This window comes from Sulfurospirillum cavolei (genome assembly GCF_001548055.1).
GTDB lineage: Bacteria > Campylobacterota > Campylobacteria > Campylobacterales > Sulfurospirillaceae > Sulfurospirillum.
Map to the genome: position 1 here is coordinate 1,950,407 of NZ_AP014724.1, position 15,110 is coordinate 1,965,516.

Consider the following 15,110-nt stretch of genomic DNA (forward strand, 5'->3'; position numbering starts at 1 on the left):
TTGGGTGTTATTTTGTAAACGTTGCGTTTTCAACGATTATCTTATAAATATACCCCGAACCGAAATTTTTGTCAACGGCAACCATACCCGTCGCGGTCACGATATCACCGACTTTGGGCAATTCTTGAGACGTAAAAACGATGCGTCCGACTTCACGGTTCTCGCCCGTACCGTCTTGGATGTGAATCCAGTTGCGTCCTAAAATCGCGGAAGAGGCTTTGACGACTTTGCCACGAATCGTAACGCTTTTACCGCTCAATTGCGTTCGTTGTTCCCACGCCTCTTTCACGCTGAGCGTACCGTTTTGCCGATAAGGCGATACTTCGACGTACGCGTTGATCAACGCAAGATTTCCCGCTTCTTGAACGTGGGTGCGGTATTGAAGATTGGAAGCGAAGACCAACTCGTCAAACGTGCGACCCAACGCCTTACTTTCAAAATTTTTAGCCTTCATCTCCTCTTGGAAACGGACTTCCGTACCTTTATCGAGCGAAACGCCCTCAACCGCGATCCAATACCGTTTTTTCGTATCGTCGATCTGCAAGTAGGTGTAACCGCCGCCTTGCATCACGTCGACGACGACGCCTTCGTAAATATCGCCCGCGTGGAGTCCGACGCAACAGGCAAGTGCGACTAAAATGCTATACAGTAGTTTCATGATTTTCCTTTAAAGTTTTATGAGGATACGATGCGACGATCAAGGCTAGCGTTCCCGCAAGGCAGGCGTACACCCAAAGAGGTACGGGAACCGGATCGCCCGAAGCGTACGAATGTTTGCCCGCCAAATAAAAATTGACGCCGAAATACGTCATCACGATCGAGCTAAATCCCAAAAGCGATAAAACGGCGAAGAGATACGGCGAGTAGAGCTTGGGAAGCAGCCTGACATGTAAGATGATCGTATAGACGATAATCGAAATATACGCCCACGTCTCTTTAGGGTCCCAACCCCAATACCGACCCCACGATTCGTTCGCCCATACGCCTCCTAAGAAATTGCCGATAACCAAAAGGCTCAACCCGATAATCAAGGTAATTTCGTTGATCAGCGTGAGGTGTTTGATATGGCGAACGATCGATTCGGAAGGCTTACATGTAAAGAGAATAAGCGTGAAAAAACCCAGCGCGCATCCCAAAGCCAAAAAGCCGTAACTAGCGGTAATAATCGACACGTGAACGGAGAGCCAAAAGGATTTTAGCACCGGAACCAAGTTCGTAATTTCCGGATCGATGTGCCCCAAATGCGCCGTAAACATAAAAATCGCCGCCATCATTACCGATCCGGCAAGCGCGAACATAAAGCGGCGCAAAAAGAGCATGCAAAACAGCAGACACGACCACGCGATGTAAACGATGGATTCGTACGTATCGCTAAAGGGCGCGTGCGCACTGACGTACCAGCGCAACGCCAAGCCGAGCGTATGCAAGACAAAGAGCGCGACAACGACGCCAAAAAGCACGCAATCAAACCGACATGTAAAAAACTTCGGCGCAAAAACGCGACCGAACGCAACGCATAACAACAAACATCCCACCGCCATATACGCAAGCGTTAAACGCTCGAAAAGCATCAGTTTATTGTAAAAAATTTCCACGTTGATGTGCGTCTTTGAGGGCATAACGTCCGCGCCGTATCGGTTTTGAAACCGTGTAAACGTGTCGACATGTAAAAGAGCTTTGTCGTAATCGCGCGCAAACAACGCTTCGATAAAGGCGGTCGAACTCTCCTGCAAAGCCTGTGATTCTTCGACGTTAATTTGCGCAAACATCTGCTCAAAAGCAACCCACGTACGGTGTGCGTCGTTTGGAATCGGGAAAATCTTAAACAAAACGCCTTGGTAAAGCATAAAAGCGATGCTCAAACGCTCGTCCGTTTTAATCAAATCGTTCTCGTAAACGCCCCGATGCGAAGGTTTCATCTCCAACGCTTTTTGAAGTTCGGTTTCGAGTTTGTAGCGGTATCCGTCAAAAAAATCGTCAAAAGACGCCAGTTTTTGATCGCTCGCAATCCCGATCAAGGCACGAAGCTTAGGCGTTTTCGTTTGAATCATCGCCTGTTTTTTCCATAAACTCGGATGCGAGAGCATGCCTAACGAAATTTGCGTCGGGCTCATACCCTCAAGCGTACTTTTACCGCTTAGTTTGTAGAGCACTTCTTGCGCCAAAGTATCAAACGGTTTCATACGTCCCATGCGCGACTGCACGACGACTTTCCCAAAAGCGTTCGCGACCTCAAGGCTCTTTTCGCGATGCTCGTTCAAATAGTTTTGCACGTAGTCGCTTTGCGAAAAAAGCGGTATTTGAGTGCTTATGAGCAGCAAAACGAGGCTTAACATACTTTTTTGGGCTTGCGCGATGAGGATTCTAAAACGCGATTTGGGATCGAACAGATTTAACATCAAACCCAAAAACAACAAAGCGTATCCGACGTACGTCACTTCCGTGCCGGGGTCTTTGGTCACCGAAAGGATCGTTCCTTTTTCGTCGGGATCGTAAAAAGTTTGAAAAAATTTGTAGCCTTTATAGACCAACGTGCGGTTCATCGCAATCGTATCGTCGAAACGTCGATCGCCGTCGATTACCGTGACGTTGCTCTCATACGACGAAGGTGCAGAGCTTCCGTAGTAACGTTCCAAAACGAAATCGTTGAGTTTTAAAGCAAAGGGCAGTTTGATGATGTCGCTTTTTTCATTCGAGACGATAAAATCGACCGTGGCGTTTTCACGAATTTTCATCACCCCTTCAACACCGAAATAACGCGTCAATCCCGCACCGAGCGCAATCACGATCAACGCAACGTGAAAGATAAATTTGGCACGATGCAAAAGGTACATTCTCGTACGCGCTAAGACCAGCGCGAGGTTTAAACACGTCGCGGCCAGCAATGCTTCGTACCACCACGTATTGTAGACGTACATGCGTGCGCTTGCCGTACCGAAATCATTTTCGATAAACGTCGCCGCCGCCGCTCCCAACGCAAGAAAGCTTAAAAGAAAAAGCATGGTTTTGTACGAGCCTAATATCTTCATCAACACGGATTTGCCTTTATGTGATACGAAAATAGCTTCGACGTAAGTGGCTTTAGTATAACATAAAAGACGAAAGGGAAAACTCCCCTTCGTTTAGTAGATTACTTTTTATTCCAAGAAGATTTACCGTTATCGATCGTATCGGCATCTTTGTAAAGCTCAGGGTTGGCTCTACCTTTGGCTTTCGCCTCTTTTTTCCACTCTTGTTCCAACGTTTGTTTAAACTTCATTTTTTCGGCTGAAAGTGCCGCCATATCGACTTTGGCTAAAGATTGCGCTTTGGCTTTGGTATCGAAATCCGGAGCGATATAGTCCATCACGCCGTGTTTAGCAAGTACGCCGACCAATTTGATACGCGCTTTTTGAGCATCGTCGCTACCTGCGGCAAGTAAACGTAAGGTCTCTTCGGGAGCGTGGAAGAAGTTTCCGTGACCCGCGATCGCCATATCGACTTTAAATTGACCGTGGCGAATGAGTTTACGAATCTCTTTAAGCTCGTCGTCATTAGCACCCGCTTCGATCGCTTTTGCCGTTTCAAGGTGTGCTTTTCCTAAATTGTCCAAGGCGACTTTATTGAGGAACTCTTTACGCTCGTATTTTTGATGAACGATGCCTTTAAGTTTCTCTTCGCTCTCTCTGTGGCAGTTCATACATGTACGATCCATCGCTTTAAGCGGGTTCATCAAGACTTGGTGATCGGAGTATTTAACCGCACCTTCTTGCGTATAAGGCATATGACAGTCTGCACATGAAACGCCTTTTTGTCCGTGAATTCCGGTTTTCCAAAACTCGAAATCGGGGTGTTGCGCTTTGAGCATCGGTGTTTTAGAAAGGGTGTTCGTCCAGTCGGAGAAGCCGATTTTGTCGTAGTATTCGATCATCCCTTCAACGCCGGCATTTCCCTCTTTACCGATACCGTTATGCCATGGATAAGTCACGACCATCGCCGTTTTTGCTTCACCTTTAGCATCTTTCCAATCTGTTTTTTGGAAGTAATACTCTACGTGGCATTGCGCACAGACTAAAGAGCGTTTTTCTTGGTGGGTAGACTCTTCAAACGTTTTCAAACCTGCCGCTTGTAAACCGCGGTTAAGTTGAGGAACGCTGGCGCGAAGCTGAGCCGTTTTGTCGTCGTGGCAGTTGGCACAACCAATCGTGTTGACGATTTGTGAACCGTATTTTGCCCATTTACCCGTAAAGAACTCCAATTCGCCGTCTTCTTCGATCAAACGAGGAACATCCGGAGATTTACATGTCCAACAAGCCGTCGGAAGCGGTCCCGTTTTAGCATCGACGGGAGCTCCCGTACGAAGGCCGTTAACGTTATCTTGTACCGCATAGTAGTGTCCGCGAGGAGAGTTGTAATCTTTTGAAAATGCATAACCTGCCCAAATAACGCTAAGGGCCGGATCTTTTTCCAACATGTCGGTAAACGTGTCGTATTCTTTGGTTTTTTTCCAAGAGTCAAACTGACGTGGATAGTATTTTGCCCACTCTTCGCTCTTATTTTTACCTTCGATGCCTGCTTCACTCGGTGCTTTGGCAAGTTCGACTCTTTGCTTCTCTTTTTCCGTTATATTGCCGGCAAGTAGTGCCATCGCCCCGATAGCGACAAGTGAGCCAACAAGTAACACTTTGAACTTCATCATCATTTCTCCTTTTCTATTTTTACACGCTTTAAAAGCAAAGCTCTTAAAACTACGCTGCGCTATACACTGAAGCTTGCCTCTTTGAGGCAGAACTCTTTTTATTGCGCTTCAAAAATAAAGCTATTGGACTTCTTTAACACCCAAATTATTCGGTGTCGTGGTAAGACCTCTGACTTTGCCGTGCGGTACGCCTTTATGACACTCCCAACAACGTCTGCCCGTTGCTACGCTTGGATCGTCATAATTGTGGTTGGCGTCTGCATTTTTAACCATTTGAGAGGTTAAACTCGCATGACACGAAATACAATTCTCCTGAACTCTCTTCGCACCGTCGTCACTAATCTTGATCGCATTTTTGTACGTATTGAACGTAAACGCTACGCTATGGTTATACCCGTCACGTGCTTTGGCGATATACTTATTCACGATGTTGTCGTGCGGTAAGTGACAATCGATACATCCGGCCCTCCCAGCATGTGAACTGTGTTGCCATGTCGCGTATTGCGTGTTCATGACGTGACAGTTGATACAGGCTTTGGGATCGCTGGAGAGATACGACAACGCTTTAGACGCATGTACCATATAGGCAAAAAAGCCGATGGCGACGACGAAAGCTAAAAGTGCCGCGTACTTTAGGAAATTACTCTTTTTCACATTTCCTCCTTTGATATTCTATGTCGCTTCGTATCGAAACATCAGCGACAACGCCTTATTCGACCCAAATACAAGATATAACGCTTTCTTGTATCCAAAGACTTACAACCTCCTATTATTAATTTATTATTAAACAAACAATATAGTAAAAGTTATAGGGTTATTGTATAAAGAAAGCCGATAAAAAACCTTGGCCTATGTCAATAAAATGCTAAGGGAGTATTGAAAAAAGTTATAGCATTTCTTGAAGTCTGTCCCTATTTACGATGCGAATATGATGCTCGTCGCCGACTTCGATCAATCCCGAAGCTTTGAATTTAGAAAGCGTACGTGAGAGGGTTTCGGGAGTGAGGTTGAGAATAGAAGCCACTTGGGTATTTTTAAGCGTTTTAAACAGTTCTTCGTTTTCCAAAAGAAATTTGGCGACCTTCGCCTCGGCGGTCAAAATAACCTCTTTTTGGATCACGTCGATCAAGATTTTATGCTTGGCGATCAGCGATTTGATGATTTCAAAGGAGATGTCGGGATTTTTGAAAAAATCTTTTTCCAATGCTTTGTAGTCGATGCGAAGCACTTCGCTATCGCTCATAAACTCCGCGGTCGCGGGATAAGGAATAGTTTCAAAATGCGCCAATTCCGCCACCAAGCCTCCGGGATAAAACTGATGCAAAAAGATCTGCTGACCTTTATGGTTGGTTTTATACACTTTAAGCGTACCTTGAAGCAATACGTGAAGGTATACGGGCTCGTCGCCCTCGTAAAAAAGAATCTCTTTGGCACGATACTTTTTAACCGAAGAGATTTTTTTCAGTTTTTCAAGTTGGGTATCGCTCAGATGCGAAAAAATAGCAATATCTCGAAGTCTATCCATTAGTGCGTCCTTCGGTTAAGATTGAACCTATCGTAACCAAATAAGAATTAGAAATTCTTGATAGTATCCAAAATGACTTTGAAATGACTTTGAAACGTTATAATTATTCTAAGAGAATACGAGGATCAAACGTGAAGAAAAAAATCTTTGAATTGCAGATTCTTTATGTTGAAGATGATCTGATTGTTAGAGATAATACCGCCGATACCTTAAGTTATTTTTTCAAAAATATCACACTTGCCCAAAACGGGAAAGAAGCACTAGAGCACTTGCAGCGTTTTCAACCCGATGTGTTAATTACCGATTATGTGATGCCTTATATGAATGGGTATACGCTTATTGTTGAAGCGCGCAAGCTTTACCCGAAATTGATCGCTTTTATTACCAGCAGTTACACCGATCAAGATAAACTACTCAAATGCATTCCTTTAGGAATTAGCGACTATGTTATCAAGCCTCTTGATTATCATAAACTTTCCAAAGTGGTTCAAATGATCTGGCTACACTAAATGATACACAGAGATGATAGAATTTCTGTAAATCATAAAGAGGATAAACGTATGTCAGGGAGAGTACAAAGATATACCCAAGAATTTAAAGATTCAGCGATACAGTTGGCATTAAACAGTGAGAAATCTGCGATGGTAATTGCCAAAGAGTTGGGGATGAGTGAGAAGACTTTATATGCATGGTTACGTCAATATCGTCAGAAGCATCATTTGGAATCTCCAATGATTGTACGTTCTTCAATCAACCATCATGCCAAAGAGAGCGTGGAAGAAGAGAACAAGCGCTTGCGTAAAGAGAATGCCCGTTTAAAGATGGAAAGAGATATCTTAAAAAAGGCAGCGGCGTTCTTCGCAAACGAAGCTCATTGAAGTACGCCTGGATCAAAGAGCATTGCAACGAATTCAATGTTGCATCAATGTGTCATATATTAGAGGTATCAAGGAACTGTTATTATCGATGGCTTCGTATTGAAAAACAAGAAGATACTTTTTTAAATACGATGATCAAGGATATTTTTCTTGGAACCTATCAAACCTATGGCACGCGTCGTCTAAAAAAAAGACTTGAGCAACTCTATGGCTTGATCGTTTCTCGTAGACGAATTGCAAGGATTATGAAAAAATTAGGACTCAGTTGTCGCAATAAACGTCGTTTTAGAGTGCTTACCACCAATTCCAATCATACGTATGCCATTGCCCCTAATCGAATACAACAAGACTTTTATACATCAACGCCCGATCAAATGTATGTGGGCGATATCACCTATATTCCGACACAAGAAGGGTGGCTGTATTTAGCGGTTGTAATTGATTTATATTCGAGAAGAGTCATCGGGTGGTCTATGGATACACATATGAGTTCCATGCTTGTCAATGATGCTTTATTTATGGCACTTAAAAAGCGTAATCCTCCTCATGGTGTTATCTGGCATACCGATCGCGGCAGTCAATATGCTTCTGATGCTCACAAAGCCTTACTTAAGGAATATGGCATCGTTCAGAGTATGAGTGCTAAGGGAAACTGTTACGATAATGCTGTTGCTGAGAGTTTTTTTCACTCGCTAAAAACCGAACTGACACATCACATGAAATTTGAAACAAGGAGCCAAGCCAATCAAGCAATATTTGAATATATTGAAGTGTTTTACAATAGACAGAGGTTACACTCAAGTAATGGCTATTTATCTCCGGTAGATTTTGAAAATAGATACTTGTTACAAAACAACATCAGTGCTTAGACATTTTCTTTTCTGTGTATCATAAACTGTTGACAGATCAGTTTTAGCGGGCGGAACAAAATCCTACGACTTTAGGCTTGATTTAAGAGTCGTTTGGCAGGCTATTTGTAAAAACCATCCGCGTGCCGATGAAGTTCAATATCCGCTTTGGCAAGGTCTTGCAACCAAAGATGCCAAAATGAGTAAAGAAGACCTAACACAAAGAGTCAATGAGTGTTTAGGGCTTAACAAACCGGAAGCTGAGCGTTCCGACAAACAAAAAGAAAATCTTAAAACCATTGTTAACGTCATAAAAATCCCTGAAAAAAGTATTCAAGGGCATCTCGCTTGGGCGACACAACATTTTCAAGATATTGTTTTCAATCGATTAGACGGACGTAACCCGTTCGGAAATGAACATGTCAAGTATGTCGGTTCATCCAACGATGAAGAACTCAATAAAAAAGTACTTCGTTATAAGGCTGACCCAACCGCTGTTGCCGATTTTGGTCGAGATACGAATCCAACCGGAGATATTGCACTTCCTATCATTACGATGCGTGGGATCAACGATCCTATAGCCTTTGTCGAACTTGCCGATACGTGGGAAGAAACGGTTACAAAAGCAGGACATTCTAGCACGATGGTACAACTCTATACGAACGACAAAGAGCACAGTTATCTTAGTGATGCACAATATATTGCGGCAATGAATGCTCTTGTGGCATGGGTTGAAACGGGTAAAAAACCGTCACCCCTTGAAATATCACAAAAATGCGGTATGCTTGATTCCAAATGGCATCCGAAAACAGATTGCCGCATGATGCCCGAATATAAACCGTTGCCTCTTTCAAGTCGCGTACCGACACGCTAAAGATTTTTCTCAGAAGAGCATGATAGGTGCTCTTCTGAATTCTCGTCGAGAAATGGCATGAATATGAATACTTTCCTTTGGTTGATAGTTTTTGTAAATATCGTACTAATATCGTGGTCAGCGTTGATTATAAATTTTATCGATAAACATCGTCGATAAACGGTTTCGGCTATCATCCTTTTCCTTAATTACAGATACTTTAATCCCACATAAGATAAAATAACCTATTCCTTAAATCTTGTTCATTCATCTAGCGCTAACGCTTGATAAAATAAAGATTTGCAAGAGTCATCAATCAAAAAGGTTTGAAGAACATGAGCGAGAGCAAAGATTTTTTACGCGTCAAAGTTGAAGAGGATTTAAAATCCGGTAAGTATCAAGAAGTGACGACACGGTTTCCTCCCGAGCCCAACGGATTTCCACACATCGGACACGCGAAGTCTATTGGTATCAATTTTGGCATTGCGCGCGATTATCACGGAAAGTGTAACCTTCGTATGGACGACACCAACCCAACCACTGAGGACATGCGCTACGTCGAAGCGCTCAAAGATGCGGTCACATGGCTTGGGTTTTCATGGGCAGGTGAAGTGCGTTTTGCCTCAGACTATTTTCCCAAAATCTACGACTATGCCGTGCAACTGGTGAAAATGGGCAAAGCCTACGTCGATAGCCTAGATGAAGAAGCGATCCGCGAATACCGTGGAAGTGTTACCGAAGCTGGTCGCCGAAGCGTGTATGCAAATCGTAGCATCGAAGAAAACCTAGACCTATTGGAGCGCATGAAAAAAGGCGAATTTAAAGATGGCGAGCATGTTTTGCGTGCGAAGATCGACATGAGTGCCGCCAATATGAAAATGCGCGACCCACTTTTATACCGTATCCGCCACGCGCACCATTTTAGAACAGGCGATGAGTGGTGCATCTACCCGATGTACGACTTTGCGCACTGTTTATCAGACTACATCGAGGGTGTGACGCACTCCATCTGTACGCTCGAATTTGAGAACAACCGCGACATTTACGACTGGGTTTTAGACGCGCTCGATCTCACCCCGCCTCGTCCGTACCAACACGAATTTGCTCGCCTTGGCATGAACTACACGGTCATGAGCAAACGTAAACTCTTAGAACTGGTCAATGGAAATTACGTCAACGGCTGGGACGACCCACGTTTGCCTACTATCGCCGGCTACAAGCGAAGAGGCTATACGCCAGAAGCCATCAACAATTTTTGTGAGCAAATCGGTATCGCCAAAGCCAATTCTACCGTCGATGTGGCACAGCTAGAATTTTGCATCAGGGATGACCTCAACCCCAAAGTACCGCGCGTCATGTGTGTGCTAGACCCGCTTAAAGTCGTCATCGAAAACTACGAGGGCGAAGAAGAGATCGATGCATCGTATTACCCGCACGATGTACCAAAAGTTGGCTCGCGCACACTTCCTTTTTCACGCGAAATTTACATCGAAAGGGACGATTTTTCAGAAAATCCGATTGAGGGCTATTACCGCTTAACGCCCCATCAACCCGTGCGCCTAAAGCATGCCTACATTCTTACATGTAAAGAGGTCATCAAAGATAAAAACGGAAAGATCGTTGAGATCAAAGCCGTGTACCACCCCGACTCCAAAAGCGGCACCGATATGAGTGGTATTAAAACCAAAAGCGCGATTCATTGGGTGAGTGCCAAACATGCTAAAAAAGCCGAAGTGCGACTGTATGAGCGTCTGTACAAAGTCGATGCACCGGAGGGATTGGACGATCTTAATCCTGATTCTTTACATGTCATCAAAAATGCCCTTATCGAACCTGCGGTCATCACCGAAAAACCGGACGTGCGTTTTCAGTTTGAACGCCAAGGCTATTTTTACGCCGACCCGATCGATTATACCGACGAAAAACCTGTCTTCAATAAGATCGTAGGGCTCAAAGACTCGTGGGCAAAAAAGAGTGAAACCGCAAAATCTGCCCCCAAAACAGAGAGCAAAAAAGCACATGTTGAAGGCGATGTCGCCCCGATGAGTGACGAGGAAAAAGCACGTTTTGAAGCGTACATGAAAAGCGGGCTTAACAATGAGATCGCTAAAACCTTGGCGCGCGATGCTGAACTGTCACATTTTTACGAAGCAACGCTTTTACATGTAAAGAGTCCAACCAGCATCGCCAACATCGTAGCCAACGATGTTGCACGCGAACTTAAACGCGAGGTTGAGCTGAAATTTGGTGCCAAAGAAGTCGCCGAATTGGTTTCGATGATGGACGAAGGGGTGATCTCCAGTAAGATCGCAAAACAGATCTTTGAAACGATGGCACAAACAGGCGAAAATCCGACTCACATCGTCGAAACACAAGGGCTTAAACAGATCAGTGACCCTGCTCTTTTAAAACCGTTGATCGACGAGGTGATCGCTAAAAACCCCGATAATGTCACCAAATACAAAGCGGGCAATACCAACCTTTTTGGCTTTTTTGTAGGGCAGGTACTTAAAAACAGTGGCGGAAAAGCCAACCCAAGCGTAGTGAATACCCTCGTGGGCGAGGCATTGAAATAATGTACCGATGGTCATTTTCTCCGATGCGTGACCTAAGCCTTAACGATCTTCGTATGGCACTGTTAAATTTTATCGCCGCCAAGCAAGCCAACGAGCCTTTTATCGTGCGCGTTGACGATGCCGATAAAGGACATGGCGTTGAAGATAAAGAGCACGATACTTTGGATATGTTGGCACTCTTTGGTATTTCGTACGCACAGTTGTACTACCAAAGCCGCAATTTCAAATACCACCTCCAGTTTGCCTCCACACTGTTGGATCAACACAAAGCCTTTATCTGTTTTTGTCCCGAAAACAAAACCCCTTACGACGGTACATGTGAAAACTTAAGCTCCGAAGAGGTTTTAAATAACCCCAATCCGTTTGTCCTTCGCATGAAAAAACGGACAAAAGACGAAGATAGCTTCGTCATCATGAAAACAGACAAATACCCCACGCCACTTTTTGCCCGTGCGTGCGACGATATGCTCCAAGGCGTTACGACGATTATCGACGAAGAAGCCCACCGAAGCAACGCGCCTCAAGAGGAGTGGATTCGCAAAAGCTTAGGGTACGATCAAGCGATGCACTACGCGTACGTTCCGGCGTTTCAAGACGCAAAGCAGAGCGTGCAAGGACTTTTAGACGAAGGTTTCATACCCGAAGCGATCGCCAATTACCTGCTGATGCCAAACCGTATCCTTACGTTGGAAGCCATGATCGCGACATTTGATCCGCAAAGTGATCTTCTTACTTCGTTCGAAATGGAGACGCTGCGTGCGATCAACCGTGAACATATTCAAAAACTAGACGATTCTCAACATGTTAAAAAATATCCGAAGGAGATTCTCAAATGATCGTATTATCTACTCTCGTTGAAGCGTTAGCCTCCTTATTGCATACCGTCATCAACATCTATATTTGGATCGTGATTATCGCGGCATTGCTTTCGTTTGTCAGACCCGATCCGTACAATCCGATCGTTCAAGTCTTGTACCGCTTGACGAACCCCGTTTACGCATTGATTCGCCGTTACGTTCCGACCTTGATCGGAGGTATCGATTTAGCACCGCTTATCGTCATTTTAGCGTTACAATTCATCGACTTATTTGCCGTAAAACTCTTATTCGCGCTTGCCAATGCTTTATAGATTCGTACTAAGCCTTTGCTTTTGCTTGCCGCTTTTGGCAAGCGATCCCGTGACGTTGGCCTTTTTTCAAGATAAGCCTCGAAGTCTCGCGAAAGATTTTTACATCTACGAATACCTGCAACGTCCCGAAACAACGCCGCAAGAAGCCAAAGCGTTGTTTGGCGCGGTGCATACGATGAATATGCGTTTTTTTCATCTTTTTGCCAAAAAGATGGACAATCCGACCTACAAGAAAATCTCTAAATGCGTCGATTTGGACGTCAACGCCCTTTTAAAAGAGGATAACGAATGCTTTAACATCGGCATTACGCTCAACAAAATCAGTGCTTTAGCGAAAACGCAATTGCCGATTATTCTTTCCAAACTCTCGGCAAAAAGCACGTTGATTCCCATTGTTAAACTGATGCAAAGCGACGACGTTTACGCCGAGGCACTCAAAAATCCCGACGCTTTTTTAACGCTTTTCAACGGCAGCATCTCCGCGTATAAAGACGGTATTTTCGACCAAACGTCGTTGGATTCGGCTTACCTTAGTGCCCTTTCAAACAATCCGAAATTTAACGCTTTTGCGATGAGCATCGTGCAAAACGACAAACTCGATACGCTCCGAGAGTCGCTTCTTCACTTCAAGCCTTCCTTACATGTCAAGTCCAAAACGCTCTTTTATTTAGGTCTCAACGCACTCCGATACGCGCAAATCGATCAAGCGATGCTCTTTTTTGAACAAAGTATCGAGAGTGCTTCCAAACAAGAAGAGAAAGATAAAGCGCTTTTTTGGCAATACCTTGCGTCCAAAAACGCCAACACCTTGCAACGCCTCGCCCAAAGTCGCGACGTCAATATCTACTCGCTTTATGCGCGCGAAACGTTGGAACTTCCCTTCCCTGAAATCGTTTCGCCCGTTTTTGAAGGCTCACATCCGAGCTTTGACGTGAGCGATCCTTTTGCATGGCCGCGTGTCATGAACCGCGTTTATACGATGAAAAGCGAAGAGGTACAAAACCTAGCCCAGAGCTTTCGTTACGCCGATACGTTGCCGCATTACGTTTATTTGATGGAGCGCGTCACGCATTACGCTAAAAACTACTATCCGATTCCCTACCCTGAAGAGATCTCCGGCTATTCGACGCACCGCCAAGCCTTGATGTTGGCGATCGCCAGACAAGAGAGCCGTTTTATCCCCTCGGTGGTTTCGACCTCTTACGCGCTGGGTATGATGCAGTTTATGCCTTTTGTCGCACGCGACATTGCCGCAAAAGAGAAGATAGAAGATTTTGATATTAAAGCGATGTTTCATCCGCATATCGCCTATTTGTTCGGCAATATTCACCTCAATTTCTTGGAAAAGAGTCTTTACCATCCGCTCTTCGTCGCATATGCCTACAACGGCGGTATCGGCTTTACGAAGCGTCATTTACTAGGAGGAGCGTTTAAGGAAGGAGCGTATGAACCTTTTTGGAGTTTGGAGACGATGCAAAACGAAGAGAGCCGCGAATACGGCAAAAAAGTGCTCGCGAACTACGTTGTTTATCGCGAGCTTTTGGGAGAGAGCGTTTCGATTAAAAATCTTTTTGAAACGTTGCTGATACCCTCTGTGACCGATCGTTTTCGAAACTAATTTCCATTTTGATCGTTTCGGTTTTCGGAGCCTCGACCAACACGTACTTCGTCCACCCATTGGACGACGGTACGAGTTTTAACAAAAGATCGCCTTGTTCTAAGGGCGTCACGGAAAGTGCCTTTTGCCCGTTAATTTTAAAATTTTGCAACATAATCGGCAGAGTCGGTCCATCGCCGGTCGCCAAATAGGTTCCGACGATAAATTTTTCGCTCTCTTGGCTCACGTCTTCGTGCGTTAAAGGATTTAAATACGTGACCGTCACGAATGTTTTAGAGGTTGCGGAGTTGACGATTTCCAACTTTTTCGAGTTGGTCATACTGTAATCGAGAACTTTTTCATTTTCGGCATCCACGAGTTTGGATGCACAGCCGAACATCGAGAAACTTATTAAGGCGATTCCCATAAAACGATAAACTCTGTGCTGCATCAATTTAGACTCAATTTTTATTTGATATAATAAAACGTTTTTTTAAAAAGTCATCATAACATAAAAAGCAGGAAAAAATGAAGTCTTTAGCCGTGGCATTCACCGGACCCTCCGATAGTGGGAAAACAACGCTCATTTTAAAAGTGGCGGCACTTTTAAAACGCGATTATACGCTCGCCATCGTCAAAAACGATCCAAGCGACAAAGCACACTTCGACGTCGAGGGAAAGGACAGTTGGAAATTTTCGCAAACGGGAGCGGAGGTCGTCGTCACATCTCCGACGCGCACGACGCTTTTTTCAAAACGCCACAAAACGTTAGACGACATTATCGCAATGCTCGGCAATTTCGATTTTTTACTCGTCGAAGGGCTTAAAACGTTGCCGCTACCGCGCATCGCCGTTTTTCGAGGAAAACTCAATGAAAGTTACTTTGACTGTTCCGACGCCATCGCCGTCGATGAAACCGTCAACCTCAACGATTATACGCTCCCCTCGACGATTACGATACTGGATTTAAACAACCCCGAGCAAGTCGTTGCTTGGATTATGCAAAACGCTAAAAAGGTACGATAA

Annotated in this window: 14 protein-coding genes; 8 read left to right on the forward strand and 6 right to left on the reverse strand. The window is 44.6% G+C overall.

Annotated elements, in window-relative coordinates; genetic code table 11:
* Nucleotides 1-7: 7 nt before the first annotated feature.
* The 5 genes from UCH003_RS09815 to UCH003_RS09835 all read right to left on the reverse strand — a co-directional run bounded on the left by UCH003_RS09815 (nucleotide 8) and on the right by UCH003_RS09835 (nucleotide 6,203).
* Complete coding sequence (locus UCH003_RS09815) at nucleotides 8-658, reverse strand: hypothetical protein (protein WP_060826385.1); 651 nt, start codon at nucleotides 656-658, stop codon at nucleotides 8-10.
* Nucleotides 642-3,029: a cytochrome c biogenesis protein CcsA gene (gene ccsA / locus UCH003_RS09820; protein ID WP_231964838.1), complete on the reverse strand. Its 2,388-nt coding sequence runs from the start codon at nucleotides 3,027-3,029 to the stop codon at nucleotides 642-644. The genes UCH003_RS09815 and ccsA overlap by 17 nt, the downstream gene beginning before the upstream one ends.
* Nucleotides 3,030-3,130: 101 nt before the next feature.
* A complete protein-coding gene (gene nrfA / locus UCH003_RS09825; RefSeq protein ID WP_060826387.1) occupies nucleotides 3,131-4,678 on the reverse strand; it encodes an ammonia-forming cytochrome c nitrite reductase in 1,548 nt (515 codons plus the stop codon).
* Nucleotides 4,679-4,798: 120 nt separating this feature from the next.
* Nucleotides 4,799-5,332, reverse strand: a complete 534-nt coding sequence (gene nrfH, locus UCH003_RS09830; RefSeq protein ID WP_060826388.1) for a cytochrome c nitrite reductase small subunit — start codon at nucleotides 5,330-5,332, stop codon at nucleotides 4,799-4,801.
* A gap of 232 nt (nucleotides 5,333-5,564) precedes the next feature.
* On the reverse strand, nucleotides 5,565-6,203 hold the full coding sequence (locus tag UCH003_RS09835) for a Crp/Fnr family transcriptional regulator (RefSeq protein ID WP_060826389.1): 639 nt from the start codon (nucleotides 6,201-6,203) through the stop codon (nucleotides 5,565-5,567).
* A 131-nt stretch (nucleotides 6,204-6,334) separates the two neighbouring features.
* Here UCH003_RS09835 and UCH003_RS09840 point away from each other — a divergent pair, with 131 nt between their 5' ends.
* From UCH003_RS09840 to UCH003_RS09880, 7 genes are all read left to right on the forward strand, one after another.
* Nucleotides 6,335-6,712 (forward strand): response regulator, encoded by a 378-nt coding sequence (locus UCH003_RS09840; protein WP_060826390.1) that lies wholly within the window; start codon nucleotides 6,335-6,337, stop codon nucleotides 6,710-6,712.
* Nucleotides 6,713-6,763: 51 nt separating this feature from the next.
* Nucleotides 6,764-7,950 (forward strand): IS3 family transposase gene (locus UCH003_RS09850; protein WP_144440965.1). Its coding sequence is split into 2 segments (ribosomal slippage): nucleotides 6,764-7,055 and nucleotides 7,055-7,950, totalling 1,188 coding nucleotides; the frame shifts between segments, so codons are not numbered across the junction.
* Between the two features lie 178 nt (nucleotides 7,951-8,128).
* Entirely contained in the window at nucleotides 8,129-8,803 is a 675-nt protein-coding gene (locus UCH003_RS09855) for a hypothetical protein (RefSeq protein WP_060826391.1), read from the forward strand.
* A gap of 314 nt (nucleotides 8,804-9,117) precedes the next feature.
* Nucleotides 9,118-11,358, forward strand: a complete 2,241-nt coding sequence (locus UCH003_RS09865; RefSeq protein ID WP_060826393.1) for a glutamine--tRNA ligase/YqeY domain fusion protein — start codon at nucleotides 9,118-9,120, stop codon at nucleotides 11,356-11,358.
* Nucleotides 11,358-12,194 carry a glutamate--tRNA ligase family protein gene (locus tag UCH003_RS09870; protein ID WP_082709187.1) on the forward strand — a complete coding sequence of 279 codons (837 nt, stop codon included), beginning with the start codon at nucleotides 11,358-11,360 and terminating at the stop codon, nucleotides 12,192-12,194. The genes UCH003_RS09865 and UCH003_RS09870 overlap by 1 nt, the downstream gene beginning before the upstream one ends.
* The gene (locus UCH003_RS09875; RefSeq protein ID WP_082006823.1) at nucleotides 12,191-12,487 is read left to right on the forward strand and encodes a YggT family protein; all 297 of its coding nucleotides are present in this window, start codon (nucleotides 12,191-12,193) and stop codon (nucleotides 12,485-12,487) included. The genes UCH003_RS09870 and UCH003_RS09875 overlap by 4 nt, the downstream gene beginning before the upstream one ends.
* A gap of 25 nt (nucleotides 12,488-12,512) precedes the next feature.
* Nucleotides 12,513-14,105 carry a lytic transglycosylase domain-containing protein gene (locus tag UCH003_RS09880; RefSeq protein ID WP_231964769.1) on the forward strand — a complete coding sequence of 531 codons (1,593 nt, stop codon included), beginning with the start codon at nucleotides 12,513-12,515 and terminating at the stop codon, nucleotides 14,103-14,105.
* Here UCH003_RS09880 and UCH003_RS09885 read toward each other — a convergent pair.
* Entirely contained in the window at nucleotides 14,047-14,535 is a 489-nt protein-coding gene (locus UCH003_RS09885) for a hypothetical protein (RefSeq protein ID WP_039675926.1), read from the reverse strand. The two genes, UCH003_RS09880 and UCH003_RS09885, sit on opposite strands and share 59 nt — an antisense overlap.
* A gap of 77 nt (nucleotides 14,536-14,612) precedes the next feature.
* On the opposite strand from UCH003_RS09885, the gene mobB reads away from it, so the two are divergent.
* Entirely contained in the window at nucleotides 14,613-15,110 is a 498-nt protein-coding gene (gene mobB, locus UCH003_RS09890) for a molybdopterin-guanine dinucleotide biosynthesis protein B (protein WP_060826396.1), read from the forward strand.